General features: G+C 68.3%; 17 protein-coding genes and 2 pseudogenes. 13 read left to right on the top strand and 6 right to left on the bottom strand.

Translation table 11 applies throughout. From position 1 onward, the window contains the following. Positions 1 to 14 precede the first annotated feature (14 nt). Positions 15 to 1,208, bottom strand: coding sequence for a cystathionine beta-lyase (metC, locus tag LK409_RS20015; RefSeq protein WP_010929526.1), 1,194 nt, complete (start codon positions 1,206 to 1,208; stop codon positions 15 to 17). A gap of 173 nt (positions 1,209 to 1,381) precedes the next feature. Here metC and LK409_RS20020 point away from each other — a divergent pair, with 173 nt between their 5' ends. Continuing rightward, complete coding sequence (locus LK409_RS20020; protein ID WP_010929527.1) at positions 1,382 to 2,008, top strand: LysE family translocator; 627 nt, start codon at positions 1,382 to 1,384, stop codon at positions 2,006 to 2,008. 23 nt (positions 2,009 to 2,031) lie between these two features. On the opposite strand, the gene LK409_RS20025 is transcribed toward LK409_RS20020, so the two are convergent. Beyond that, complete coding sequence (locus LK409_RS20025) at positions 2,032 to 3,090, bottom strand: MBL fold metallo-hydrolase (protein ID WP_003815946.1); 1,059 nt, start codon at positions 3,088 to 3,090, stop codon at positions 2,032 to 2,034. Positions 3,091 to 3,164: 74 nt separating this feature from the next. On the opposite strand from LK409_RS20025, the gene LK409_RS20030 reads away from it, so the two are divergent. The 6 genes from LK409_RS20030 to LK409_RS20055 all read left to right on the top strand — a co-directional run bounded on the left by LK409_RS20030 (position 3,165) and on the right by LK409_RS20055 (position 11,758). Next, entirely contained in the window at positions 3,165 to 3,539 is a 375-nt protein-coding gene (locus tag LK409_RS20030) for a MerR family transcriptional regulator (RefSeq protein WP_010929528.1), read from the top strand. A gap of 207 nt (positions 3,540 to 3,746) precedes the next feature. Then, positions 3,747 to 4,925, top strand: coding sequence for an isovaleryl-CoA dehydrogenase (locus tag LK409_RS20035; RefSeq protein ID WP_010929529.1), 1,179 nt, complete (start codon positions 3,747 to 3,749; stop codon positions 4,923 to 4,925). Positions 4,926 to 4,963: 38 nt separating this feature from the next. After that, entirely contained in the window at positions 4,964 to 6,766 is a 1,803-nt protein-coding gene (gene aceK / locus LK409_RS20040; protein WP_010929530.1) for a bifunctional isocitrate dehydrogenase kinase/phosphatase, read from the top strand. A gap of 34 nt (positions 6,767 to 6,800) precedes the next feature. Next, entirely contained in the window at positions 6,801 to 7,982 is a 1,182-nt protein-coding gene (locus LK409_RS20045; RefSeq protein WP_003818204.1) for an acetyl-CoA C-acetyltransferase, read from the top strand. A gap of 100 nt (positions 7,983 to 8,082) precedes the next feature. Next, positions 8,083 to 9,690, top strand: a complete 1,608-nt coding sequence (locus tag LK409_RS20050; RefSeq protein WP_010929531.1) for a carboxyl transferase domain-containing protein — start codon at positions 8,083 to 8,085, stop codon at positions 9,688 to 9,690. A gap of 46 nt (positions 9,691 to 9,736) precedes the next feature. After that, a complete protein-coding gene (locus tag LK409_RS20055; protein ID WP_010929532.1) occupies positions 9,737 to 11,758 on the top strand; it encodes an acetyl/propionyl/methylcrotonyl-CoA carboxylase subunit alpha in 2,022 nt (673 codons plus the stop codon). 33 nt (positions 11,759 to 11,791) lie between these two features. Here the strand turns inward: LK409_RS20055 and LK409_RS20060 are convergent, their stop codons facing one another. Both LK409_RS20060 and LK409_RS20065 read right to left on the bottom strand, forming a co-directional pair. Then, entirely contained in the window at positions 11,792 to 12,037 is a 246-nt protein-coding gene (locus LK409_RS20060) for a DUF1653 domain-containing protein (RefSeq protein WP_003815955.1), read from the bottom strand. 13 nt (positions 12,038 to 12,050) lie between these two features. Further along, positions 12,051 to 13,241, bottom strand: coding sequence for an acetylornithine transaminase (locus LK409_RS20065; RefSeq protein ID WP_010929533.1), 1,191 nt, complete (start codon positions 13,239 to 13,241; stop codon positions 12,051 to 12,053). Between the two features lie 195 nt (positions 13,242 to 13,436). Between LK409_RS20065 and LK409_RS20070 the strand changes: the two genes are divergently transcribed. Beyond that, a complete protein-coding gene (locus LK409_RS20070; protein ID WP_010927246.1) occupies positions 13,437 to 14,402 on the top strand; it encodes a Bug family tripartite tricarboxylate transporter substrate binding protein in 966 nt (321 codons plus the stop codon). A 22-nt stretch (positions 14,403 to 14,424) separates the two neighbouring features. Here the strand turns inward: LK409_RS20070 and LK409_RS20075 are convergent. Next, a pseudogene (locus LK409_RS20075) lies at positions 14,425 to 15,442 on the bottom strand (DSD1 family PLP-dependent enzyme). Between the two features lie 331 nt (positions 15,443 to 15,773). Here LK409_RS20075 and LK409_RS20080 point away from each other — a divergent pair. The 5 genes and pseudogenes from LK409_RS20080 to gluQRS all read left to right on the top strand — a co-directional run bounded on the left by LK409_RS20080 (position 15,774) and on the right by gluQRS (position 23,038). Continuing rightward, complete coding sequence (locus tag LK409_RS20080) at positions 15,774 to 16,736, top strand: TAXI family TRAP transporter solute-binding subunit (protein WP_003815960.1); 963 nt, start codon at positions 15,774 to 15,776, stop codon at positions 16,734 to 16,736. Positions 16,737 to 16,859: 123 nt separating this feature from the next. Continuing rightward, entirely contained in the window at positions 16,860 to 18,884 is a 2,025-nt protein-coding gene (locus LK409_RS20085; RefSeq protein ID WP_003815961.1) for a TRAP transporter permease, read from the top strand. A 196-nt stretch (positions 18,885 to 19,080) separates the two neighbouring features. After that, positions 19,081 to 21,325: pseudogene (locus tag LK409_RS20090) on the top strand (TonB-dependent hemoglobin/transferrin/lactoferrin family receptor). 278 nt (positions 21,326 to 21,603) lie between these two features. Continuing rightward, positions 21,604 to 22,062 carry a DUF494 family protein gene (locus LK409_RS20095; RefSeq protein WP_003815964.1) on the top strand — a complete coding sequence of 153 codons (459 nt, stop codon included), beginning with the start codon at positions 21,604 to 21,606 and terminating at the stop codon, positions 22,060 to 22,062. Positions 22,063 to 22,078: 16 nt separating this feature from the next. Further along, positions 22,079 to 23,038 carry a tRNA glutamyl-Q(34) synthetase GluQRS gene (gene gluQRS, locus LK409_RS20100; protein WP_010929536.1) on the top strand — a complete coding sequence of 320 codons (960 nt, stop codon included), beginning with the start codon at positions 22,079 to 22,081 and terminating at the stop codon, positions 23,036 to 23,038. Here gluQRS and LK409_RS20105 read toward each other — a convergent pair. Next, positions 23,025 to 25,646, bottom strand: a complete 2,622-nt coding sequence (locus LK409_RS20105; RefSeq protein ID WP_041937328.1) for a GDYXXLXY domain-containing protein — start codon at positions 25,644 to 25,646, stop codon at positions 23,025 to 23,027. The genes gluQRS and LK409_RS20105 overlap by 14 nt on opposite strands. Between the last annotated feature and the right edge of the window lie 31 nt (positions 25,647 to 25,677).

Below are 25,677 nucleotides of genomic sequence, written 5' to 3' on the forward strand. Positions count from 1 at the left end.
GGGCCGCGCCGTTCTCAGGCCGAGGCTGCGCGCGCCAGCGCCTGGGTCAGGTCGGCAATGACATCCTCGGGCGACTCCAGCCCGATATGCAGCCGCACCAGCGCATTGCCGCCGCCCTGCCAATAGTAGTGGCGGGCCAGCTCCCCGGGCGTGACCAGCTGCACCAGGCTTTCGAAGCCGCCCCACGAGAAGCCGATGCCGAACAGCTGCAGCGACTCGACGAACACGCGCGCCGCGGGCTGCGACAGGCGCAGCTCGACCGCCAGCATGCCGTTGGAGCCGGAGCAGTCGCGCAGCCACAGCGCGTGGCCGGGGTCCTGAGGCCAGGCCGGATGGTAGATGCGCGCGACCTCGGGACGGCCCTGCAGGAACTCGCACACGCGCTGGGCGTGGCGCGCGTGCTGGGCCATGCGTATCGGCAGCGTACGCACGCCGCGCAACGCCAGCCAGGCATCGTCGGCGCTGACCGAGTAGCCCATGGCGTACTGCGTGCGGTTCAGGCGCTGCGCCACGGCCTCGTCATTGGTAACCACCGCGCCCAGCATCAGGTCGGAGTGGCCGCCCACGTACTTGGTGCCGGCGATCACCGAAACCTGCGCGCCCAGTTCCAGCGGGCGATAGATGTAGCCCGAGCCCCAGGTGTTGTCGGTGGCCAGCACCAGCTGGTTGCGGCGCGCGAACTCGGCCAGCGCGAGCAGATCCAGCATCTGGAACAGCAGCGACCCCGGCGACTCGACATACAGCAGGCGGGTGTTGGGACGCACCAGCGCCTGCAGGTCGTCGCCGGGCGCGAAGAAGGTCAGCTCGATACCCATGCGCTTGAGCACCGCGTTGTCCAGTTCGTAGACCGGGCCATAGACGCAATCGGCCACCAGCGCATGCTCGCCGGCCGACAGCAGCGACAGAAACGCCATCGTGACGGCGCCCATGCCCGAAGACGCCAGGTAGCAGTGCGTGCCGGCTTCCAGCTCCTTGAACACGTGTTCCAGCGCCGCATGCGTATCCATGCCCATCCGGCCATAGGTCACGGCCCGGTCGCCGCCGGCCTTGCGGCGCTGCGCCTGTTCCAGCGCGGCCAGGTCACGAAAGCGCACCGTGCTGGCGCGCATCGACGGCAGGTTGACCGGGGCGGCGCCGGTATCGGGGTCGAAGGGCGCGGTGCCCAGGTGCTGGAGCAGGGTGTCGATGTGGCGGGATTCGTCGGTCATGTTCGGGTAGGCAAGTAGCGGGCGGGACGAGGGCGGCGGCGGCCGGCCTTTGAATGCGAAGCGTACCGCACCCCGTCATTACCGCGGGCAATCAGCTCATGCGGCAGCGGGTTTGCCCGTATGATGCCAGTGACGGCCCGCCACGGGCGGGCGCTTGCCCTCGAGCCGCCACCATGCTGCCTTTCGACACCTTGACCGCGTTTTTCGGCATCGCCGTCCTGCTGGCGCTGACGCCCGGCCCGGACAATCTGTTCGTGCTGATGCAATCGGCCATCTGGGGCCGGGCCGCGGGGCTGTTCGTCGTGCTGGGGCTATGCACCGGCCTGCTGGGCCACACCGCCGCGGTGGCGGTCGGGCTGGCCGCCGTATTCGCCGCCTCGCCGGCCGCCTTCACGGCGCTGAAGCTGGCAGGGGCCGCCTACCTGGCCTACCTCGCCTGGCAGGTATTGCGCGCGCCCGCGGGCGGCGGCGGCGGACAGCGGCCCGAGCCGCTGGCGCGCGGCGCGCTGTACCGGCGCGGCATCATCATGAACCTCGCCAATCCCAAGGTGCTGTTGTTCTTCTTCGCGTTCCTGCCCCAGTTCACGCGGCCCGAGGCTGGGCCCATGGGCTGGCAGATCGTCGAGCTGGGTGCGGTCTTCATGCTGGCCACGCTGCTGGTGTTCGGCGCGATCGCCGTGTTCTCGGGCGGCTTCGGCCGCTTGCTGCAGCGCTCGGCGCGCGCCCAGCGCTGGCTCAACCGCCTGGCCGGGCTGGTATTCATCGGCCTGGCGCTGCGGCTGGCAACCGCCAGCCGCTAGCCTGCCCGCAGCAGGCGCGCCCGCTACGCCGCCTGGAAACGCACGATGCCGTCGGCATCGGTGCGGCGCTTGAGCTTGCCTTCGAAATACAGCGCGTGCAGGTGCGCCAGTGCCTCGCCCATGGCGAAGGTCAGCTGATGCAGGTCCAGCTTGCGCTTGAACAGTACCGGGACGATATCGGCCGTCGACTGCGGCGTCGCACAGGCCTGCAGGACTTCAGCCAGGCGCTCGTCGTGGTGCGCGTGCTGCTGGGCGATGCGTTCGTGCAGCCCGACGAACGGACGGCCATGCGAAGGCAGCACCACGGTATCGGCCGGCAGATCGTCGTAGCGATCGAGCGAGCGCAAGTACAGCGGCAGCGGATTGGCGTCCGGCTCGTGGTCGAACACGCTGACGTTGGTCGAAATGCGCGGCAGCACCATGTCGCCCGAGATCAGCACCTTGTGCGCGGGGCTGAACAGGGACACATGCTCGGGCGCATGCCCATAACCCACGATGACGCGCCAGGGGTGTCCGCCGATGGCGACCTCGTCGCCATGCAGCAGGCGCGTGTAGCGCGACGGCACGGCGGGCACCAGGTTGGGGTAATAGCCGGCGCGCTGGCGGATCTGCTCCTGCGCATCCGTGTCGGTCAGCCCGTGGCGGGCAAAGTGCTCGACCGCGGCCTGGCCGCCCGAGGCGCCGCCATCGGTACGCCGCGACCACAGGCTGGCCACCATGAAATCGGTCATGCTGATCCACAGCGGCGCATTCCAGCGCTCGCACAGCCAGTGCGCCAGCCCGATGTGGTCGGGGTGCATGTGGGTCACCAGCACGCGCAGCACCGGCAGGCCTTCCAGTTCGTTCTCGAACACCTGCTCCCAGATCGTCTTCACTTCGTCGCGCGCGATGCCGCAATCGACAATGGTCCAGCCCTGGCGGCCGTCGATCTCGTCACGCAGCAGCCACAGGTTGATGTGGTCCAGGGCGAACGGCAGCGGCATCCGTATCCACTTCACCCCTTCGGCCACCACGAGGGCCACGCCGGGCTCGGGTTGTGTCTGGTCCCACGGATACTGCAGTTTCTGCTCGTTCGGATTCATTGCCTCTCCCTGTATTGGCTTGACGCCTGCTTCAACTCATCATAATTTACGTTTACGTAAACTGCCAAACGCTCATGTCTACCTGGACCATCTCCGAACTCGCACGCGAGTTCGACATTACGCCACGCACGATTCGTTTCTACGAAGACCAGGGCATCGTCAGCCCTTTGCGCGATGGCCGCAACCGCGTCTACAGCACGCGCGACCGCGCGCGCCTGAAGCTGGCCCTGCGCGGCAAGCGGCTGGGCCTGTTGCTGTCGGAGATCCGCAGCCTGATCGACATGTACGATGGCCCGGGCGACACCGCCCCGCAACTGCGCCACTACCTGACCATACTCGCCCAGCACCGCGCCACCCTGGAGCAGCAGCAGCGCGACATCGAAGATACCCTGGCCGAAATCTCCCAGCAGGAATTGCAATGCCAGCGCCTGCTGGCGCAGAAACAGTAAGTCCGCACGGCCGCGCCCATGGCGGTGCCCGCACATGAAATTGCTAGGGAAAACCCGACTCAACTTTACGTTTACGTAAACGTAATATTTGCGCTGCATCATTGCCCGGGCCCACGCGGCGGCGCATGATGTGGCTAGCTGCAATCCCGATCCGGGGTGCACCCGGCCCCGCTAAAGGCGTAAGTGCTCACTATCACGGAGACACCCATGGACATTCCCGGTCTTAATTTCAATCTGGGCGAAGACCTGGATATGCTGCGCGACGCGGTGCGCACTTTCGCCAACGCCGAGATCGCGCCCCGCGCGGCCGAGATCGACCGCAGCGATCAGTTCCCCATGGACCTGTGGCGCAAATTCGGCGACCTGGGCGTGCTGGGCATGACGGTCAGCGACGAATACGGCGGAACCGGGCTGGGCTATCTGGCCCACATGGTGGTCATGGAGGAAATCTCGCGCGCCAGCGCCTCGGTGGCGCTGTCCTACGGCGCGCACTCCAACCTGTGCGTCAACCAGATTTTCCGCAACGGCAGCGAGGCCCAGAAGGCCCGCTACCTGCCCAAGCTGGTCAGCGGCGAACACGTGGACGCGCTGGCCATGAGCGAGCCGGGCACGGGGTCCGATGTGGTCAGCATGCGCCTGCGCGCCGACAGGAAGGGCGACCGCTACGTGCTCAACGGCACCAAGATGTGGATCACCAACGGCCCCGACGCCGATACGCTGGTGGTCTACGCCAAGACCGATCCCGAAGCGCACCAGCGCGGCATCACCGCCTTCCTGGTCGAAAAGGGCTTCAAGGGTTTCTCCGTGGCGCAGAAGCTGGACAAGCTGGGCATGCGCGGCAGCCACACCGGCGAGCTGGTGTTCGAAGACTGCGAGGTGCCGGAAGAAAACGTCCTGGGCCAGGTCAATGGCGGCGTGCGCGTGCTGATGAGCGGGCTGGACTACGAACGCGCCGTGCTGTCGGGCGGGCCGCTGGGCATCATGCAGGGCGTGATGGACGTGGTGGTGCCCTATATCCACGACCGCAAGCAATTCGGCCAGGCCATCGGCGAGTTCCAGCTCATCCAGGGCAAGATCGCCGACATGTACAGCGTGCTGCAGGCCAGCCGCGCCTTCTGCTACGCGGTCGGCCGCAACCTCGACCAGCTCGGCGCCGGCCACGTGCGCCAGGTGCGCAAGGACTGCGCGGCCCTGATCCTGTACACGGCCGAGAAGGCCACCTGGATGGCCGGCGAGGGCGTGCAGATCCTGGGCGGCAACGGCTATATCAATGAATATCCGGTCGGACGCATGTGGCGCGACGCCAAGCTGTACGAGATCGGCGCCGGCACCAGCGAGATCCGCCGCATGCTGATCGGCCGGGAACTCTACGCGGAAACCGCATGACCGACCGCCATGCCCGCAAGCAATAGCACGAGCCAGCCATGATCTACAGCGGCGATGTCCAACGCATCGAACCGGCGCCGGTCGCGGGACCCGCTCCGCTGGATGTCGCGCACCTGATCCTGGCCGGCTTCGATCGCCACTATGCGCTGTTTCGCTACAGCGCGCAGCGCGCCAAGTCGCTGTTCGAATCGGGCGACTGGCATGGCATGCAACGCCTGTCGCGCGAACGCATCGAGTACTACGACATGCGCGTGCGCGAATGCGCCACGCAACTCGACAGCGCGCTGCGCGGCTCCGACGCGCGCACGGCCGATGGCTCGCGCGCCAATGGCAGCGCGGCGCTGAGCGAAGCGCAGACGGCGTTCTGGCAGGCGGTCAAGCAGGAGTTCGTGGGGCTGCTGGCCGACCATCGCCAGCCCGAATGCGCCGAGACGTTCTTCAATTCGGTCTCGTGCCGCATCCTGCACCGCGACTACTTCCACAACGATTTCCTGTTCGTGCGGCCAGCCATCGCGACCGATTACCTGGACAGCCGCATCCCGTCGTACCGGGTCTACTATCCGGTGGCCGAAGGCCTGCACAAGAGCCTGATCCGCATGGTCGCGGACTTCGGCCTGGCCGTGCCGTACGCCGACCTGCCGCGCGACGCCGGCCCGCGGCTGGCCTCGGACTGCCAGATCCAGGTGCTGGGCTCGCTGTTCTTCCGCAATACCGGCGCCTACATCGTCGGCCGCCTCATCAACCAGGGCACGGTCTACCCGTTCGCTGTCGCCCTGCGCCGCAACCCGGCCGGGCAGGTGTGCCTGGATGCGCTGCTGCTGGGCACCGACGACCTCAGTACGCTGTTCAGCTTCACGCGGGCGTATTTCCTGGTGGACATGGAAACGCCGGCAGCCGTGGTCAATTTCCTGGCCAGCCTGCTGCCGCGCAAGCCCAAGGCCGAGCTCTACACCATGCTTGGCCTGCAGAAGCAGGGCAAGACCCTGTTCTACCGCGACTTCCTGCACCACCTGACGCATTCGCGCGACGCCTTCGACATCGCCCCGGGCATCCGCGGCATGGTGATGTGCGTGTTCACGTTGCCGTCCTATCCGTACGTCTTCAAGCTGATCAAGGACCGCATCGACAAGGACGGCATGGACCACGCCACGGTGCGGCGCAAGTATCAGATGGTCAAGCTGCACGATCGCGTCGGACGCATGGCCGATACCTGGGAATATTCTCAGGTCGCACTGCCGCGCAGCCGCTTCGCCCCCCGGTTGCTGGAAGAACTGCGCCGGCTGGTCCCCAGCCTGATCGAGGAAAACGGCGATACGGTGGTGATCCGGCATGTCTACATCGAGCGGCGCATGATGCCGCTGAACCTCTACCTGCGCCACGCCAGCGACCCGCTGCTCGAGGTCGCCGTGCGCGAGTACGGCGACGCCATCCGCCAGCTCGCCACGGCCAATATCTTCCCGGGCGACATGCTGTACAAGAACTTCGGCGTCACCCGCCTGGGCCGGGTCGTGTTCTACGACTACGACGAAATCCAGCGCATGACGGAGATGAATTTCCGCGCCATTCCGCCGGCGCCCAACGAAGAAGCCGAGCTTTCCAGCGAACCTTGGTACGCGGTGGGCCCCAATGATGTCTTTCCCGAGGAGTTCGGCCGCTTCCTGCTGGGCGATCCGCGCGTGCGCCAGGCCTTCCTGCGACATCACGCCGATCTGCTGGCGCCCCAGTGGTGGCAGGCCTGCCGCGCGCGCGTGGCGCAAGGCCGGATTGAAGAGTTTTTCCCTTACGATACCGACAGGCGGTTGCACCCCCAGGCCGCGCCACCTCCGCGCGCGGCCGCATAGCGCCACACCCTGTCCCGATTTCTAGGAGCAAGTCATGTCCGATCCCATTGTTATCGTTTCCGTCGCCCGCACGCCCATGGGCGGCATGCTGGGCAGCCTGTCCGGCCTGGCCGCCCACGAGCTGGGCTCGGCCGCCATCAAGGCGGCCATCGAGCGCGCCGGCATCAAGCCCGAACAGGTCGATGAAGTCATCATGGGCAACGTGCTGCAGGCCGGCCAGGGCCAGGCGCCCGCCCGCCAGGCCGCGCTCGGCGCCGGCCTGCCGCTGGGCGTGGGCTGCACCACGATCCACAAGGTGTGCGGCTCGGGCCTGAAGGCCGCCATGTTCGGCCACGACCTGCTGACCGCGGGCTCGGTCGACGTCGTGGTCGCCGGCGGCCAGGAAAGCATGAGCAACGCGCCCTACCTGCTGCTCAAGGGCCGCCAGGGCTACCGCTACGGCCACAACACGGTGTACGACCACATGGCCCTGGACGGCCTGGAAGACGCCTATGACCGCGGCAAGGCGATGGGCGTATTCGCCGAGGACTGCGCCACCAAGTACAGCTTCACGCGCGAGCAGCAGGACGCCTTCTCGCTCGAATCGCTGCGCCGCGCGCGCGCCGCCAGCGAGGATGGCAGCTTCAAGTGGGAGATCACGCCGGTAACCGTGGCCGGCCGCAAGGGCGATACGGTGATCGATACCGACGAGGCGCCCACCAAGGCCATGCCCGAGAAGATCCCGACGCTCAAGCCGGCTTTCAAGAAGGATGGCACCGTCACCGCCGCCAACTCGTCGTCGATCTCCGACGGCGCCGCGGCCATGGTGCTGATGCGCGCCTCCACCGCCGAGAAACTGGGCGTCAAGCCGCTGGCCCGCATCGTCGCCCATGCCCAGCATGCGCAGGAGCCGAACTGGTTCACCACCGCCCCGGTCGGCGCGCTGAAGAACCTGTTCAAGAAAACCGGCTGGCAAGCCAGCGACGTGGATCTGTACGAGATCAACGAAGCCTTCGCCGTGGTCACCATGGCGGCCATGAAGGACTTCGACCTGCCGCACGACAAGGTCAACGTGCATGGCGGCGCGACCGCGCTGGGCCATCCCATCGGCGCATCGGGTGCGCGCCTGATGGCCACGCTGGTCGGCGCGCTGCGCAAGACCGGCGGCAAGCGCGGCGTGGCCACGCTGTGCATCGGCGGCGGCGAAGCCGTCGCGATGGCCATCGAAATGCTGTAAACCGCCCCCGGGCCTGCCGGTTCGCCGGCAGGCCGGCGGGGCCGCGGCCTCGCCCACGGCAAGAATCCGCCGCCTCCATCAACGCCCCACGGGTACGCCCATGCCTATCATCGAATCCCGCATCGATACGCGGTCGCAGGACTACGCCGACAATGCGCGCGCCATGCAGGCGCAGCTCGACGACCTGAACCAGAAGCTGGCCCGGACGGCGCAAGGCGGCAGCGAAACCGCGCGCGCCAAGCACGTGGGACGCGGCAAATTGCTGCCGCGCGAACGCGTCGAACAACTGGTCGACCCGGGCAGCCCGTTCCTGGAGCTCTCGCCCATGGCCGCGCACGGCATGTATGGCGACGAAGCGCCAGGCGCCGGCATGATCACGGGCGTCGGCCGCATCGCCGGCACCGAATGCGTCATCGTGTGCAACGACGCCACCGTCAAGGGCGGCACGTACTACCCGATGACGGTCAAGAAGCATTTGCGCGCCCAGGAGATCGCCGCGCAGAACCGGCTGCCGTGCGTCTACCTGGTCGATTCGGGCGGCGCCAACCTGCCGCGCCAGGACGAGGTGTTCCCCGACCGCGATCACTTCGGCCGCATCTTCTACAACCAGGCCGTCATGTCGTCGCAGGGCATCGCGCAGATCGCGGTGGTGATGGGATCGTGCACCGCCGGCGGCGCGTACGTGCCCGCCATGTGCGACGAATCCATCATCGTGCGCGACCAGGGCACCATTTTCCTGGGCGGACCGCCCCTGGTGAAAGCGGCCACGGGCGAGGAGGTCAGCGCCGAAGACCTCGGCGGCGGCGACGTGCACACGCGCCTGTCCGGCGTGGTCGATCACCTCGCCGCCAACGACATGCACGCGCTGCAGCTGGCGCGCAACGCCGTGGCCCGCCTGAACCGCGCCAAGCCGGCTGCGCTGGCGCTGGCGCCGGTGCGCGAACCGCGCTACGACGCCAGCGAACTCAACGGCATCATTCCGGCCGACACGCGCAAGCCCTACGACGTGCGCGAAGTCATCGCGCGCATCGTCGACGGCTCGGAATTCGACGAATTCAAGGCGCGCTACGGCACCACCCTGGTCACCGGCTTTGCCCATATCCATGGCATGCCGGTGGGCATCGTCGCCAACAACGGCATTCTGTTCTCGGAATCGGCGCAAAAGGGCGCGCACTTCATCGAGCTGTGCGCGCAGCGCAAGATCCCCCTGGTCTTCCTGCAGAACATCACCGGCTTCATGGTGGGCCGCAAGTACGAAAACGAAGGCATCGCGCGCCACGGCGCCAAGATGGTGACCGCCGTGGCCACCGCCGCCGTTCCCAAGTTCACGATACTCATCGGCGGCTCGTTCGGGGCCGGCAACTACGGCATGTGCGGGCGCGCCTATTCACCGCGCATGCTGTTCATGTGGCCCAACGCGCGCATATCCGTGATGGGCGGCGAACAGGCCGCCAGCGTGCTGGCCACCGTCAAGCGCGACGGCATCGAGGCGCGCGGCGCGCAATGGAGCGGCGCCGAGGAAGACGCCTTCAAGCAGCCGATCCGCGAGCAGTACGAGCGCGAGGGCCATCCCTACTATGCCACCGCGCGGCTTTGGGACGACGGCATCATCGCGCCGGCCGATACCCGCCGCGTGCTGGGCCTGGCGCTGTCGGCGGCCCTGAACGCGCCGATCGAAGACACGCGCTTCGGCGTTTTCCGCATGTAATCCGCCGCGGCGCCACGCCACGGCGCCGCGCCACCAAGGAGCCATCGTGTTCTCCACCCTGCTGATTGCCAACCGCGGCGAAATCGCCTGCCGCGTCGCCGCCACCGCCCGCCGCATGGGCCTTCGCACCGTCGCCGTCTATTCGGATGCCGACGCCAACGCGCGCCATGTGGCCGCCTGCGATGTCGCCGTGCATATCGGCGGCGCCGAGCCGCGCGCCAGCTACCTGCGCGCCGATGCCATCCTGCAGGCCGCGCGCGACACCGGCGCGCAAGCCATCCACCCCGGCTACGGCTTCCTGTCCGAAAACGAAGGCTTTGCCGAAGCCGTGGCGCAGGCCGGCATGGTGTTCGTCGGCCCGCCGGCCGGCGCGATCGCCGCCATGGGCAGCAAATCGGCCGCCAAGGCGCTGATGGAGCGCGCCGGCGTGCCGCTGGTGCCCGGCTACCATGGCGAGGACCAGGATCCGCAGTTCCTCCGGCAGCAGGCCGACGCCATCGGCTACCCGGTACTGATCAAGGCCAGCGCCGGCGGCGGCGGCAAGGGCATGCGCGTGGTCGAGGAGAGCGCCGCCTTCGCCGACGCGCTGGCCTCGTGCCAGCGTGAAGCCAGCGCCAGCTTCGGCGATGACCGCGTGCTCATCGAGCGCTACCTGCAGAAGCCTCGCCACATCGAAATCCAGGTGTTCGCCGACAGCCACGGCAATTGCGTCTACCTGTTCGAACGCGACTGTTCCGTGCAGCGGCGCCACCAGAAAGTCATCGAGGAAGCGCCCGCGCCGGGCATGACGCCGGAACGCCGCCGCGCCATGGGCGAGGCGGCGGTGGCGGCGGCGCGCGCGGTGGGCTACGTAGGCGCGGGCACCGTCGAGTTCATCGCCGAACCCGACGGCCGCTTCTACTTCATGGAAATGAATACACGGCTGCAGGTGGAGCACCCGGTCACCGAAATGATCACCGGCCATGACCTGGTCGAATGGCAATTGCGCGTGGCCGCCGGCCAGCCGCTGCCGGCCGCCCAGGACGAACTGCGCCTGGACGGCCACGCCATCGAGGCGCGCATCTACGCCGAGAACCCGGAAAAGGGCTTCCTGCCGTCGATCGGCACGCTGGCCTACCTGGGCCTGCCCGCGCACACGGCCTTCGCCAACGGCGAGGTGCGCGTCGACGGCGGCGTGCGCATGGGCGACACGATCACGCCCTATTACGACCCCATGATCGCCAAGCTGATCGTCCATGGCGCCGACCGCGAGCAGGCGCGCGCGCGCATGATCCAGGCGCTGGCGCACACCCAGGCCGTCGGCGTGCAGACAAACGCCGCCTTCCTGGGCCGCCTGATGCGCGACGAGGCCTTCGCCACGGCCGACCTCGATACCGGCCTGATCGAACGCCGCCGCGCCACGCTGCTGCCCGAACCGCAACCGGCCGGCGCCGACGTGCTGGCCCTGGCCAGCGCCGCCGTGCTGGTGCGCCAGGGCCTGGCCCAGCCGCAAGGCGAGGTCGGCAAGGCGGCCGACCCCTGGGACGCGCGCGACGGCTGGCGGCTGGGCGGCCGCTACCGGCAGACCCTGTGCTGGGTCGACAACGGCGAACGGCGCGACATCGAGATCACGCGCGAGGGCGGGCAATGGCGCATCGGCGCCGCGCCCGCGGCCGGCCAGGCCTTCTCCTGGCGTGCCCAGCCCAGCGCCAACCCCCAGCTCAGCTACGGCCTGCGCATCACGCTGGATGGCCGGGAAAGCGCCGGCACCGTGGTCCTGCATGCCGGCAAGGCCTATGTGTTCCACGACGGCGCCACCCATATCCTGGACCTGTACGATGCCCTGGCGCATGCCCAGGACGATGCCGAGGGCCATGGCGGCGGCCTGACCGCACCCATGCCCGGCAAGATCATCTCGATCGCGGTCGCCGTGGGCGATAAGGTCGAGAAGGGCCAGGCGCTGCTGGTGATGGAGGCCATGAAAATGGAGCACACCATCACGGCGCCGGCCGCCGGCGAAGTCGCCGGCCTGTTCTATGCCGTGGGCGACCAGGTCGGCGAAGGCGCCGCGCTGATCGAAGTGAAGTGAAGTGAATGACGCCGGGCGCGGCCCGGCGTCGGGTCAGCCTTGCTCCGGCGTGACGTGGCCCACGTAGGCAAAGCGCGGCTGCGGGCCGGCGCCGGTGTCCACGGTCTCGTTCCAGATGCGCAGCAGGCGCGTGCTCATCGGCAGGCCGGCGCGCGCGTACAGCCGGGTGTACACCACCACCACCTCGTCCGTTTCGTCGGCGCGCGCCAGCCCCAGGGCCAGGTAATGATCGCCCTTGTAGTGGCGGTAGACGCCGGGACGGAAGTCCTGCATCGCCATGCCGGTCCCGTCCTTACTTGCGCACGGCGGCGATCACGCCGTCGAGCTGCTCGAGCATGCGGGCCATGTCGGCTTCGGTCACGTTCAGCGCCGGCATGAAGCGCAGCAGATTGCCGCGCGGCGCGTTCAGCAGCAGGCCCTCCGGCGCCAGCATGCGCGCGGCCTCGACGATGGCCGGGGCGTCGTCGCGGTCCAGCACCAGGGCGCGCAGCAGACCCATGCCGCGCTCGCCGCGCAGGCCGCGCTTGGCCGACAGCGCCAGCAGGCCTTCGGACAACTGGCGCGTGCGCGCCTGCGCCGCCTCCATGAAGCCCGGCGCGGTGATGGTGTCGAACACCGCCACGCCGACCGCCGCGCACAAGGGGTTGCCGTTGTAGGTGCCGCCCTGGTCGCCGTGCGCGAACACGCAGACCTCCTCGCGCGCCAGCAGGGCGGCCAGCGGAATGCCGCCGCCGATGCCCTTGGCCAGCGTCATGATGTCGGGGATCACGTCGAATTGCTGGTACGCGAACAGCGAGCCGGTGCGGCCCATGCCGGTCTGCACTTCGTCGACGATGAACAGGATGCCGTGCTCGTCGGCCAGCTTGCGCAGGCCCTGCATGAACTCGCGCGTGGCCGGAATCACGCCGGCCTCGCCCTGCACGGGCTCGAGCATCACGGCCACCGTCTGCGCGTCGATCAGGGCGCGCACCGAGTCGAGATCATTGATCTCGGCCTTGGGAAAGCCCTCCACCTGCGGCGCGAACATCGTGTCCCAGCCCGGCTTGCCCGAGGCCGACATGGTGGCCAGCGTGCGGCCATGGAAACCGTGGTTCATGGTGATGATCTTGTAGGCACCGTTACGGTTCACGCGCCCCCATTTGCGCGCCAGCTTGATGGCGCCTTCGTTGGCCTCCGCGCCGCTGTTGGCGAAGAACACGCGGTCGAAACACGATGCCGAGGTCAGGCGCTGCGCCAGTTCGATCGACGGCAGGTTGTAGAACGCCGGCGACGGGTTCATCAGCTTGTCGGCCTGCTCGGCCAGCGCGCGCTTCATCTCGGGCGCGCAATGGCCCAGCGTGTTGACGGCCCAGCCTTGCACGAAATCGAGATATCGCTTGCCGGCATGGTCCTCCAGCCAGGAACCCTGACCTCGCACGAACACCAGGTCCGGGCAGGCGGTGATCTCCATGAGGGCGTTGACTTTGAACTGGCTGAATTCCATGGCGGTTCCTGCTGGTAAGAAAAAACAGGGAAGAAGGGAGGGCGAAACCCGAAATTTAGCACCGACCGGACAATGCTATCGTGACGGCAACCCCTTCCTCGGCTTCGGGACGGCCCAAAAGGCCCGCCCCGCATGCCGGCCGGCGGGCTCCGACCCTTGCGCCCGCCCCGTTCAACCGTCTTTCGAGCAGTCAACATGAATCGCGTTTTCGCCGGCCTGTGCGCCGGTCTTGCCCTGGCCGCCGCCAGCTTCGCCGCCCACGCCGACTATCCCGAGCGTCCGATCCGCATGCTCGTGCCGTTCCCGCCCGGCCAGGCCACCGACATCTTCGCCCGCGCGCTGGCCGAGAAACTGGGCGCCGACCTCAAACAGCCCATCGTGGTCGAGAACCGCGCCGGCGCCGGCAGCAATATCGGCATGGGCGAGGCCGCCCGCGCCACCCCGGATGGCTACACCCTGGTCGTTGCCGGCAGCGCCGCAGCGGTCAACCAGACGCTGTACAAGAACATCAACTACAGCCTCACCAAGGACTTCGCGCCAGTCTCGGGCGTGTTCTCCGTGCCGCTGGTATTCCTGGCCACGCCCGCCTCGGGCATCGACAGCCTGCAGAAACTGGTGACGCAAGCCCGCGCGCATCCCGGCGAACTGGCCTACGCCAGCGCCGGCATCGGCGGCACCCAGCACCTGTCGGCCGAGATGTTCAAGGCCGCCGCGGACATCGACATCCGCCATATCCCGTACAAGGGCAGCGGCCCGGCGCAGGCCGATTTCCTGGGCCACCAGGTGCCGTTGATGGTGGATTCGGTCACCGCCGGCCTGCCGCACATCAAGACCGGCAAGGCCGTGCCGCTGGCGGTCACCACCGCCAGCCGGCTGGCGCAGCTGCCCGACGTGCCGACGGTGGCCGAATCGGGCTATCCGGGCTTCGAAGCCATCGGATGGGCCGCCGTGCTGGCCCCGGCGGGCACGCCGCCGGCCGTCACCGAGCTGCTCAGCCGCCATATCGGCCAGGCGCTGGGCAGCGCCGAACTCGCCAGGTTCCTGCGCGAGCGCGGCGCCGAACCCATGCCGACCACCCCGCAGGCGACCAGCCAGTTCATCGCCGCCGAAGTCCAGAAATGGGGCGACGCGGTACGCCGCTCGGGCGCGCAGGTCGACTGACCGGAAGCGGCGCGGCCTGTGCCTAACGGCTCAGGCCGCGTGCGGCGATCGGCCAGAGGTCGACCACGACATCGTCACGAAACACCACCAGGCTGTCGTGCAGATTGAAGGTTGGATCCACGTGCGACGGCACCAGCCGCACCATCTCGCCCAGCGCCGGCGCGGACGCGCCGGGCTCCACCCGCGCCACGCCGTGCTCGTCGTTGGCGGCGAGATAAGTCAGGCCGGCACGGCCCGCCACCCGCGGCGGGCCGCATTCCGCGGTGCTGGACTTCAGCCCCGCATCGAGCACGACGCGGCCGGCAGCCGGCGTGCTCATCACCGTGCTCAATACATACAGGCTTGGTTCGAAGCGCAGCGTCTCGGCCCATTCGTTGTCGCCATAGTCGGCGTCCATGAACGGGTATGAGCCCGCCTGCAACTCCGTGAATACGCCGCTGGCGGCATCGAACTGCGCGCTGCCCGTGCCCGAGCCCGTGATGGTCGGACACGCGAGGCCGGCGGCGCGCAGGGCGTCGGCCGGCATGCGCCGCCGCGGCGCGCGCCACCTCGGCACAGACCGCGGCGCGATCGGCCTGCGTACGCATGTGCTGCACCGAGCCGTGATACGCCTGCAGGCCGCCAAAGCGCAAGCCCGCCGCCGCGTCGGCGCGCCGCGCCAGCGCCAGCACCACCTGCGGGTCGGTCACCCCGCAGCGTCCCTGGCCCACGTCCACCTCGACCAGCACCGTCATCCGCGCCCCCGCGCGCTCCATGGCTTGCGCCAGCGCCTCCAGGTTGTCGGGATGGTCCACGCATACGCTGATGTCGGCCTGGCGCGCCAGCTCGCCCAGCAAGGCCAGCTTCGCGAGGCCGACCACCTCGTTGCTGATGTGGATATCGCGCACGCCAGCCGCGACGAACGGCAGCGCCTCGCTCACCTTCTGGCAGCAGATGCCGCGCGCGCCCAGCGCAAGCTGGCGCAAGGCCACCTCCGGGCACTTGTGCGCCTTGGCGTGGGGCCGCAGCGCCACGCCATGGCGCTCGGCCCAATCCTGCATGACGCGCAGATTGCGCTCGAACGCCGCAAGATCCAGCGCCAGGCTGGGCGTATCGACATCGCGCAGGGCCTGCCCGGCGCGGGCGGCCGGCGGCAGTATTGGAGCCACGGAAGCATTCACAGCGAGTTTCCTTGTTCGTATTCGTTTCGACGGCTGCGCCGCGCACGGCAAGTCATAACCTGGGCAGGGGTAGCCATAACCCGAGGCCGGGTTTACCCCCAGGTAAACGATACCCCTCCGGATATTGGCTAACGCTTTTGTGCATGACAAAATCCCGAACCTATAAAGGGTTGTACCGCAAGGCTCGCCCTTTTTCACTGGAGAAGCCCTCATGTCTATGAAAAGCTGGATCAAAACCCTGACCCTCGCCTTGGCTGTCGCCGGCGCCGCTACCTCGGCCAACGCGCAACAGTTCTTCCGTATCGGCACCGGCGGCACCGCCGGCACGTACTATCCCGTCGGCGGCATGATCGCCAACTCGATCTCCCAGCCCGGCAAGCTGATCGCCACCGCCGTCGCGTCCAACGGTTCGGTTGCCAACATCAACGGCATCCTGGGCGGCTCGCTCGAAGCGGGCTTCACGCAATCCGACGTGGCCTATTGGGCTTACAGCGGCACCGGCACCTTCGACGGCAAGCCCAAGGCCCAGGACCTGCGCCTGATCGCCACGCTGTATCCCGAAAGCATTCACCTGGTGGCGCGCAAGGGCTCCGGCATCAAGACGGTGGCCGACCTGCGCGGCAAGCGCGTCTCGATGGACGAACCCGGCTCGGGCACGCTGGTCGACGTGCGCCTGATCCTCGGCGCCTTCGGCATGACCGACAAGGACATCAAGGCCGAATACCTCAAGCCCAACCAGGCCGGCGACAAGTTGAAGGATGGCGGCCTGGACGCGTTCTTCTTCGTGGGCGGCGCGCCGGCCGGCGCGATTTCCGAACTGGCCTCCAGCGGCGCCGGCATCGAGCTGGTGCCCATCGTCGGCCCGGAAATCGACAAGCTGCGCAGCCAGCAGGAGTTCTTCACGCCCGACACCATCGCCGCCAACACCTACCAGAACGTGGGCGAGGTCAAGACCATCTCGGTCAACGCGCAACTGGTCACCTCGGCCAAGCTGCCCGAGCAGACCGTCTATGACATCGTCAAGGCGCTCTACAGCGACGCCACCCGCAAGACGCTGGACAATGGCCATGCCAAGGGCAAGCTGATCACCAAGGAAAACGCCGTCAAGGGCGCCGGCATCCCCTTCCACGCGGGCGCCGAGAAGTACTACAAAGAAGTCGGCCTGCTGAAGTAATGAACTGGACGCGCCGTGCCTGCATCACGCGTCCCGACTCCAATGCGCCAATCGCGCTGCCTTTCCGCCAGGGCTGCCTCAGGGCAGCCCTGGTCGCGCAATACCCTATAGAAGTTGCAGCTTATGCAAATAGATCACGATAAAACCCAGCAGCTAACGGAAAAGTACGACTCGGAAATCCGTTTCCGGCCGCTGGATAAAACAGCCACCTGGATCGTATCGATCCTGCTGGTCACGCTGTCCATCTTCCACTACTACACGGCCGGTTTCGGCCTGCTGCGCGAAGCCACGCACCGCGGCGTGCACCTGGCCTTCGTGCTCAGCCTCATCTTCCTGGTGTTCGGCTTCAGCAAGGCGCACTACCAGCGCGAGCCGAAATCGACGCTGCTGCGCCCGGGCGGCGTGCCGCTGTACGACTGGGCCATCGCCATCGTGCTGGCGCTCAGCGTCCTGTACATCCCGTACATCTTCGAAGACCTGGCGTTCCGCGTCGGCAATCCGCTGCCGATGGACGTGGCCATGGGCACCATCCTGATCGTCGGCCTGCTTGAAGGCACGCGCCGCGCCATGGGCTGGCCCCTGCCCATCATCGCCATGGTGTTCCTGGCCTATGCGGCCTTCGGCCCCTACTTCCCGGGCCTGCTGCAGCATGCCGGCAACAACTGGCCGCAGATCGTCAACCACATGTACCTCACCAGCCAGGGCATCTATGGCGTGGCGGTGGGCGTGGTGGCGACCTACGTGTTCCACTTCGTGCTATTCGGCGTGCTGGCCACCCGCATCGGCCTGGGCCAGCTGTTCCTGGACGTGGCCTCCACCATTGCCGGCCGCTACGCGGGCGGCCCGGCCAAGGTCTCGGTATTCGGCTCGGCCATGTTCGGCATGCTGTCGGGCTCGTCGGTGGCCAACGCGGTGACGGTCGGCTCGCTCACCATCCCTGCGATGATCCGCATCGGCTATCCGCGCCATTTCGCCGCCGGCGTGGAGGCGGCCTCCAGCACGGGCGGACAGATCACGCCGCCCATCATGGGCGCGGCCGCCTTCCTGATGATCGAATTCCTGGGCATCCCGTACCAGCAGATCGCCATCGCGGGCATCTTCCCGGCCTTCCTGTACTTCTTCGGCATGTTCATGCAGGTGCATTTCGAGGCCAAGCGCGAGGGCCTGCGCGGCCTGACCGAGGAAGAAATGCCGGCCCTCAAGGCTTCGTTCAAGAAGCGCTGGCCGACGCTGCTGCCCCTGATCATGCTGATCGGCGTGCTGGCCAGCGGCCGCACGCCGTACCTGGCGGCGTTTGCCGGCATCACGGGCTGCATCGTGGTGGGCCTGCTCAACCCCATGCAGCGGCTGCGCCTGCGCGACCTCTACGAAGCCTTCGAGACCGGCGCCAAGTACGCGCTGGCGGTGGGTGCGGCAGCGGGCACCGTGGGCCTGGTGATCGGTGTGGTCACGCTGACCGGTGTAGGCTTCAAGATCTCGTACATCGTGATCTCGGCCGCCCAGGCCATCGCGGGCGGCGTCGGCACGATCATCCCCGACGTGGTCGCCAACACGCAGACCCTGACGCTGATCGCCGCGCTGGTCATGACCGGCATCGTGTGCATCCTGATGGGCTGCGGCATTCCCACCACGGCCAACTACATCATCATGGTGGCCGTGGCCGCCCCCACGCTGGTGCAACTGGGCGTGCAACCGATCGCGGCGCACTTCTTCGTGTTCTATTTCGGCATCCTGGCCGACATCACGCCGCCTGTGGCGCTGGCGGCCTACGCGGCGGCGGGCATGGCGGGCAGCGATCCGTTCAAGACCGGCAACACGGCATTCCGCCTGGGCATCACCAAGCTGATCGTGCCCTTCGTGTTCGTGTTCTCGCCATCGCTGCTGATCTCGGTGCAGGGCTTCACCTGGTACGACTTCTTCACCACCCTGGTGGGCTGCATGGTCGGCCTGGTGCTGCTGTCGGCCGCCTTCTCGCGCTACATGCTGGTCGAGATGAAAAGCTGGGAGCGCTGGGTGTGCACGCTGGGCGCCCTGTTGACCATCCTGCCCGGCCTGACCAGCGGGCTGGTCGGCCTGGCCATCTGCATTCCGGTATTCCTGCGCCAGCTCGCGCAGCTCAAGCTGGAGAACGGCGCCAAGGCAGCCTGACCCCAGGCCGCGTCCCTCCGGGCGCCGACGCAATGCACAACCCACCGCAAGGTGGGTTGTGCATTCTGGACGCGGCCGCGCGCTTTCCTGCCACAAATGCGGACCGCGCAACGCCGCATCGAGGACTTGTGTACTGAGAACCATTATTATCCATGCCTAGAATCGAGCGGATTTCCACCTGCCTGCGATTCCTGTCATGTCTTCCCCGCGTCCCCCCGCACCTTGGCGCGCACCGCTCGCGCTTGCCGGCCTGTCGCTTGGTTGCGCTGCCGGCGCATACGGCGCGCCCGCGCCGGCACAAACCGTCGTCACCCTGCCCGCGCAAGAGGTCATAGGCGACAGCGTCGCGGCGGCCCGGTCCGTGCTGCGCCTGCCGGAGATCGAGCGCGCGCAGGCCGACAACTTCGCCTCCCTGGTCGATCAGCTGCCGGGCATCTCGATGGCCGGCTCGCCGCGCCCCGGCGGGCAAAGCCTGAACATCTGGGGCATGGGCGATACCGAAGACGTGAAAATCGTCCTCGATGGCGCGCCCAAGGGTTTCGAGAAGTACCGCCAGGGCTCGGTCTTCATCGAACCCGAACTGATCCGGCGCATCGAGGTCGACAAGGGGCCGCACAACCTGGTCGACGGCAATGGCGGGTTCGGCGGCACCGTCAAGATCGATACCAAGGATGCGGCCGACCTGTTGCCGCCGGGCGCGCGCTTCGGCGCGCTGGCCAAGTACGGCCGCCATTCGAACGACGGCCAGGACATCTACAGCGTGGCGCTGTACGGCCGCACCCGCGCCGACGGGGCCGACGGCCTGCTGTATGCCAACCGCCGCGACGGCGGCGACCTGCGCCGCCCCGACGGCACCCGCTTCGCATACTCGCGCAACAACCAGCGCTCGCTGCTCGCCAAGGTCAACCTCTATCCGGACGACGCCCAGACCATCACCCTGTCGGCCATGCGTTCGAATGCGGCGGGTTGGCAACCCTTCGCGGCCAAGCGCGACGATCTTCCCGCACCTTCGCAGGCCGATATCGACCGCTACGGCCTGACCGAAGCATGGCGGCGCAAGCTGGTCCATCGCGACCAGCTCGACCAGAACTACAGCGCGAAATGGAACATCGCCCCATCGGCCCATCCCTGGGTGAACCTCACGCTGGCCTATGCCCGCTCGGACACCCGGCAGCGCGACCGGCGCTCGTCCCGGGCGTCGCAGTCGGCCTTTCTCGGCACGCTGGGCAACAAGAGCTGGGTCGACTACCGCGACGACCGGTTCGATCTCAGCAACGAAAGCCACGTGGCCCTGGGCACGGCCGAGCATGTCCTGCTGGCGGGCCTGCGCTGGCACCGGCATCGCCGCGACACGCTCATGTACTACCCGCCCGGCCGCGGCAAGCCCGATTACAACCACGGGTACTTCCAGCCGCACTACATGCCTTCGGGCACGCAGACCGTGCGCAGCCTGTACCTGCAGGACGCCGTCACCGTCGGCGGCCTTACCGTCACGCCCGGCGTGCGGTACAACCATGTCGCCAATACCGGCAGGCCGAACGACACGCCCCGCTACAACAACCCCGCCCCCGTGGCCGGGCATGACTACCGCCGCGTCTCGTACGCGGGCTGGACCCCGCACCTGGGCGTGGTCTGGAAGGCGGCGCGAAGCGTGGCGCTGTTCGCCGACGCCAGCCGCACCTGGCGCGCACCCGTCATCGACGAGCAGTACGAAGTGCAATATGCGAAGTCCAATGTGTCGGGCAGCAGCCGGGCGCTGCGGCCCGAGCGCATCGTGGGCCTGCGCGCCGGCGCCGTACTGGATTTCAACGATATCGCGGCGCGCGGCGACAGCGTGCAGATACGGACCACACTGTTTCGCAATCGCGGCAAGCACGAGATCTTCCAGCGCCGTGGCGTGGCATGCCGCGGGCAGGCCGAGGGCGGCGCCGCCTCGGACTGCCCCAAGCCCTTGTCCAACTACCGCAACCTGCCCGGCTACACCATCGAAGGGCTGGAACTGGAGACTTACTACGACAGCCCGGCGATGTTCGCCAGCCTGTCGCTTTCGGCCATGCGCGGGCACCGCGACGCCTCGCCGCGCGATCCATGGGGACCGCGCACCTGGATCGCCGAGATCCCGCCGGTCTCGGCGCGCGCGATGCTGGGCGTGAAACTGCCGCGCCTGGACATGGTCCTGGGATGGCGCGGCGAATTCGTGCGCCGCCAGGACCGCTCGCCGACCGACGGCGACCCGCTGGCCGGCTACTGGGCCTTGCCCAAGACCGCCGGCTACGCGCTGCACGGCCTGTTCGCAAGCTGGCAACCCCGGCATGTCAAAGGCCTGGACGTGCGCCTGGCCGCCGACAACCTCTTCAACCGGCCTTATCCATCCCTACCTGGGCGAAGCGGTATCGGGCACGGGCCGCAACATCAAGCTGAGCATCGCCCAGCGCTTCTAGGAATGCCTGCGCGCGGCTTGCGGCGTGCTCCTCGCGCAACATCAGTGAAAACGTGAAGACCGCGCGCAGCGCACCGTCCCCTTTTACAGAGCCGCGCGCAGTTGCGGCCAACTTGCAGCGGTCTGGCGCGTACGGCGCCGAAATGCACCGCAACTCGTCCTTAAGGTGTCGTGCGGGCGGCGAGTTGCCCAGGGTGACAATTCAGCGTAAAGTAAAATCACGTTTGCTGGTCTGCCGATTTGCGGGCCGACTGTGCAACGGGCACCTTGAAGCGCCATATGTTCGATATCCTGGTTTATCTGTTCGAGAATTACTACACGCCGCAAGCCTGTCCTGCCGCCGACGTGCTGGCAAAGCGGCTGGCCGCCGCCGGCTTCGAGCATGAAGACATCGACGACGCGCTGGGCTGGCTGTACGGACTGGCCGAAACCACCGAACGCTGCGTCGAGCTTGCCCACGCGCCGGCCACCGGCATCCGCATCTACACCGACGCCGAATACCAGCAGTTGGGTACCGAGTCGATCGGCTTCATCACCTTCCTCGAATCGGCCGGCGTACTGCCGGCGCCGCTGCGCGAAATCGTCATCGACCGCGCGCTGGCTTCGCCCGAAACGCCGATCTCCCTGTCCAAGATCAAAATCATCGCCCTGATGGTGCTCTGGAGCCAGGAAGCCGAGATCGACAACCTGGTCCTCGAAGAATTGCTCGACGACGAAGGCTCCCGCCGGCTGCATTGATGCGGCCGCGCCAGACATGGCGCGCCGGCCCGTGCTGGCGCGCCATCGCATTGATTTCCGGAACCGCGTGAATTACATCGGCCGCTTCGCCCCCAGCCCCAGCGGGCCGCTGCATGCCGGCTCGCTGGTCGCGGCGCTGGCCAGCTGGCTGGACGCCCGCGCCCATCATGGCCTGTGGCGCCTGCGCATCGAGGACGTCGACACGCCGCGCACCGTGCCTGGCGCGGCCGGCGTCATCATGGATCAGCTGCGGGCCCTGCACTTGCATTGGGACGGCGAGATCATGTGGCAGTCGCGGCGCGGCGCGGCTTACCAGCAGGCATTCGACGCCCTGGCCGCGCGCGGCCTGATCTACGGCTGCGGCTGCACGCGGCGCGAGATCGCCGACTCGGCGCTGCGCGGCACGGCTGACGTCGATGGCGAACGCCCGTATCCCGGCACGTGCCGCGAGGGCCTGCCCGCGAGCCGCCAGGCGCGTGCCTGGCGGGTGCGCGTGCCGCCCGGCGTCGAGACCTTCGTCGATCGCTGGCTGGGGCCACAGCAACAGGACGTGGCGGCCGCGGTCGGCGATTTCGCCCTGCGCCGCGCCGACGGCCTGTGGGCCTACCAATTGGCGGTGGTGGTGGACGATGCCGACCAGGGCGTCACCGACGTGGTGCGCGGCGCCGACCTGCTGGGCTCGACCGCACGCCAGCGCGTGCTGGGACGATTGCTGGGCCTGGCCCCGCCGCGCGTCATGCATGTGCCTCTGATCGTCGACCCGGCCACGGGCCTGAAACTATCGAAGCAGAATGGCGCGCCGGCGCTCGATTGCAGCCAGCCGCTGCGCATGCTGCAGCAAGCCTGGAGCGGCCTGGGCTTCGCGCCCCTGGCGGCAGCCACGCCCGAGGCATTCCTGCAGGCGGCCGCCGCGCAATGGGCGCAACGTTTCGGCATGCGCCACGCCGCCGTGCCAGCCAGCCCTAAAGCGGATTGAGATCCTCGCCCAGCATGCGCACCAGCAGGCCGGTCCCGCCGTCGTCCACGCGCATCTCGCCGTAGCGCGCGCGCTGGTAGCGCTGCTGCTCGCCTTCCGGAAAGAAATAGGCGTTGGTCACCAGGCGCACGCCACTGGCGCGCAGGCGATAACGCAGCACGATCTCATTGCCGTCGCGCGGCGCGGCCTGCTCCTGGATGCGCACCGGGCGCGCCACGCCGCGCTCGTCGGGAGCCAGTACGACGTAGCCATCGATGTGGGCGAACGCGGCGGCGTCCTGCCCATCGGCCGGCCTGTCGTTGCGCCAGCGTTCGATATCCTCGCCCGCGGCAAATCGCAGCGCCATGTAGTCGCCCTGCATGAGCGAACGCGGATCGACCGGGGCCAGCTCCAGGATCGCCACCCGGCCCTTGGCCAGCAAGGCTTCGCGCTGCCAGATGTTGCCGTTGACGACGGCCAGGGTCACGGCCAGCCCGGCCAGCACCAGGGCCACCCGCCAGCGCAGGGCGCGCGACGGCGGCCCCATGGGCGCGCGCGTCGCCGGGGCAGCAGTGCGCATCCATTGCGGCACCAGCCACACCAGCAGCCGGCACAGGAACAGCAGCAGGGCGCCGCCGGCCAGCCACAACGCCTTGTCCAGCAGCGGGATCTGCAACTGGTAGTAGTAGATCATCAGGTAGGCCAGCAGGCTGATCACGCCCAGCATGGTCAGGCGCGGCTTGTGCAGGCCGAAACCCAGCAGCAGCCAGGCCAGCGCGAAGGCCACGCCCGGGCTGGGCAACCAGAACAGCGCCAGTACCAGCAAGGCCAGCGGAACGCCCCAGAGCATGCCGGCGGTCAGCTGGCGGCGGCGCGGCCACAGCACCGACAGCGCGACCGCCACGGGCAGCAGGGCGCCGGCGACCGTCAACACGGCGGTGGAGGGGTGCAGCGCCCAGAGGGCCCGCAACTGCATGGCCGTCACGCCGCCCGCCAGCCACACCATCGATTGCACCGCCAGCGCCAGCGCCCAGCCCAGCGGGTCGAGCTGCTGCGGCCGGATGCGCGACCATCGATGGCCCAGGCTGAACGCGACCGCCGCGCCCCAGGCGCCGACCACGGCCACGGGCAGCCATACGAATGCGGCGCGCAGCGCGTCGAACTCCAGCAGCAGGCCCAGCAGTTGCTTGTCGCCCATGCCGGGGGTGAGCCCGCACCAGATCAGCCCGGCGCCGGCCAGGGCGATCATCCAGCCGCTCAGAAAGCGCAGCAGGAGATCCGGCGTGAGGGCATAGACCACCGCGCCCAGGGCCAGAATGAAGAAGCACGCGCTGGCGAACGAGGCGCTGTCCCATAGCCCCACCATCACCAGGATCTGGCCCGCAAAGCCCATCGCCGTGGCGCACTGGCGCCAGAACGGGCCCGAGTCGGTGCGCAGCACCGCCACCGCCACGATACACAGGCCCAGGCCGGCCACCAGCGCCCCTTCCTTGCTGGCGACGATGCCCGACGCGGCCACGAACAGCAGCAGCAGCCAGGTGGCCAGCCAGGCGCTCAGTCCCAGCAGGCCATGCACGTACCAGGGCGTCTCGGCCGCGCCGCGGGCGTCCTCCGGCGCCAGCTCCAGCACCGGAGCGCCGGCTTCGGTCGGGTCGAGCGCATTGCCGGCCGAGGCGCCCGCGGGCTCGGCGTCGACCGCGGCCCGGGTGGACTGCTCGCCCAGCCGGCGCAGCCAACGCACCGCCCAGACCGCCTCGGCCATCAGCAGCCCGGCCAGCGGCAGCGCCGCCCACACGCCCGGCTCCAGTTCCAGCAGCCAGGCGCCGACCACCCGCAGCGATACGCAGATCATGGCCGCCGCCAGCAAGGCCAGGATGACCAGGTCGCGCCGCACCTGCTGATAGTAGAAACCCATGCCCAGCGTCGTGGCGATCCAGGCGATTCCGGTGGCCGAGGCCAGGTCGGCCAGGGCGCCGAAATCGAACAGCAGGGCCGCCACCAGCACGCCTTGCGCCAGCAGCGCCAGTACGCGCGGGCCGACCCGCGTGCTGACGTGGCGGTGATGCGCCACCCATTCCCAGCAGGCCAGCATGGCCAGGTTCAGCGCCGCCAGCACCAGCGCGGGAAATCCCGCCCCGGACAGCGACCACCACCATGATAGTAAGCGCTCACCTAGCCAGAGCGCCACGGCTACATTGAGTATCAGCGCCCAAAGCAGCCAGAGTGCCTGGCTGGCGCCGGCCAGCGCCCATGGCAGCAGCAACAGCGCCCACCAGGCGAACAGTTCCCAGGTATCGGCGCCAGTCTGGTAAGTTTGACCCAGCAAGGCCAGCAACGCCCCCAGGAACAGGCCTGCCAGCACCAGCAATGCGCCGACGCCATGGCGGCGTACCCCGGCGGCCTCTCGCAGGCGCCAGGCCACCCAGGCGGCGATCACGGCCGACAGCGCCAGCAAGCCCTGCGCCCCCGCGAATCGCTGGATCTTGGTCATGGCCGGCCAGTTGGCCGCCACCCAGCAAACCACCGCGCTGCCCAGCAGCACGACCCCGAGCCACAGGGTCGCGCGCCCCAGGAACTGACGCCATGCGTACAGCTCCGAACCCGCCTGTTGGTGAGTATCGACTTGCATGCCCCGATTCTCCGCTCTTATCATCCGCGCT

The sequence above is a fragment of the Bordetella parapertussis genome, from assembly GCF_020735925.1.
Taxonomy (GTDB): domain Bacteria; phylum Pseudomonadota; class Gammaproteobacteria; order Burkholderiales; family Burkholderiaceae_B; genus Bordetella; species Bordetella pertussis.

Coding starts and splice junctions, on each gene's coding strand:
- metC (WP_010929526.1), bottom strand. CDS start 1,208: ATGACCGACGAATCCCGCCACATCGACACCCTGCTCCAGCACCTGGGC.
- LK409_RS20020 (WP_010929527.1), top strand. CDS start 1,382: ATGCTGCCTTTCGACACCTTGACCGCGTTTTTCGGCATCGCCGTCCTG.
- LK409_RS20025 (WP_003815946.1), bottom strand. CDS start 3,090: ATGAATCCGAACGAGCAGAAACTGCAGTATCCGTGGGACCAGACACAA.
- LK409_RS20030 (WP_010929528.1), top strand. CDS start 3,165: ATGTCTACCTGGACCATCTCCGAACTCGCACGCGAGTTCGACATTACG.
- LK409_RS20035 (WP_010929529.1), top strand. CDS start 3,747: ATGGACATTCCCGGTCTTAATTTCAATCTGGGCGAAGACCTGGATATG.
- aceK (WP_010929530.1), top strand. CDS start 4,964: ATGATCTACAGCGGCGATGTCCAACGCATCGAACCGGCGCCGGTCGCG.
- LK409_RS20045 (WP_003818204.1), top strand. CDS start 6,801: ATGTCCGATCCCATTGTTATCGTTTCCGTCGCCCGCACGCCCATGGGC.
- LK409_RS20050 (WP_010929531.1), top strand. CDS start 8,083: ATGCCTATCATCGAATCCCGCATCGATACGCGGTCGCAGGACTACGCC.
- LK409_RS20060 (WP_003815955.1), bottom strand. CDS start 12,037: ATGGCGATGCAGGACTTCCGTCCCGGCGTCTACCGCCACTACAAGGGC.
- LK409_RS20065 (WP_010929533.1), bottom strand. CDS start 13,241: ATGGAATTCAGCCAGTTCAAAGTCAACGCCCTCATGGAGATCACCGCC.
- LK409_RS20070 (WP_010927246.1), top strand. CDS start 13,437: ATGAATCGCGTTTTCGCCGGCCTGTGCGCCGGTCTTGCCCTGGCCGCC.
- LK409_RS20080 (WP_003815960.1), top strand. CDS start 15,774: ATGTCTATGAAAAGCTGGATCAAAACCCTGACCCTCGCCTTGGCTGTC.
- LK409_RS20085 (WP_003815961.1), top strand. CDS start 16,860: ATGCAAATAGATCACGATAAAACCCAGCAGCTAACGGAAAAGTACGAC.
- LK409_RS20095 (WP_003815964.1), top strand. CDS start 21,604: ATGTTCGATATCCTGGTTTATCTGTTCGAGAATTACTACACGCCGCAA.
- gluQRS (WP_010929536.1), top strand. CDS start 22,079: ATGGCGCGCCGGCCCGTGCTGGCGCGCCATCGCATTGATTTCCGGAAC.
- LK409_RS20105 (WP_041937328.1), bottom strand. CDS start 25,646: ATGCAAGTCGATACTCACCAACAGGCGGGTTCGGAGCTGTACGCATGG.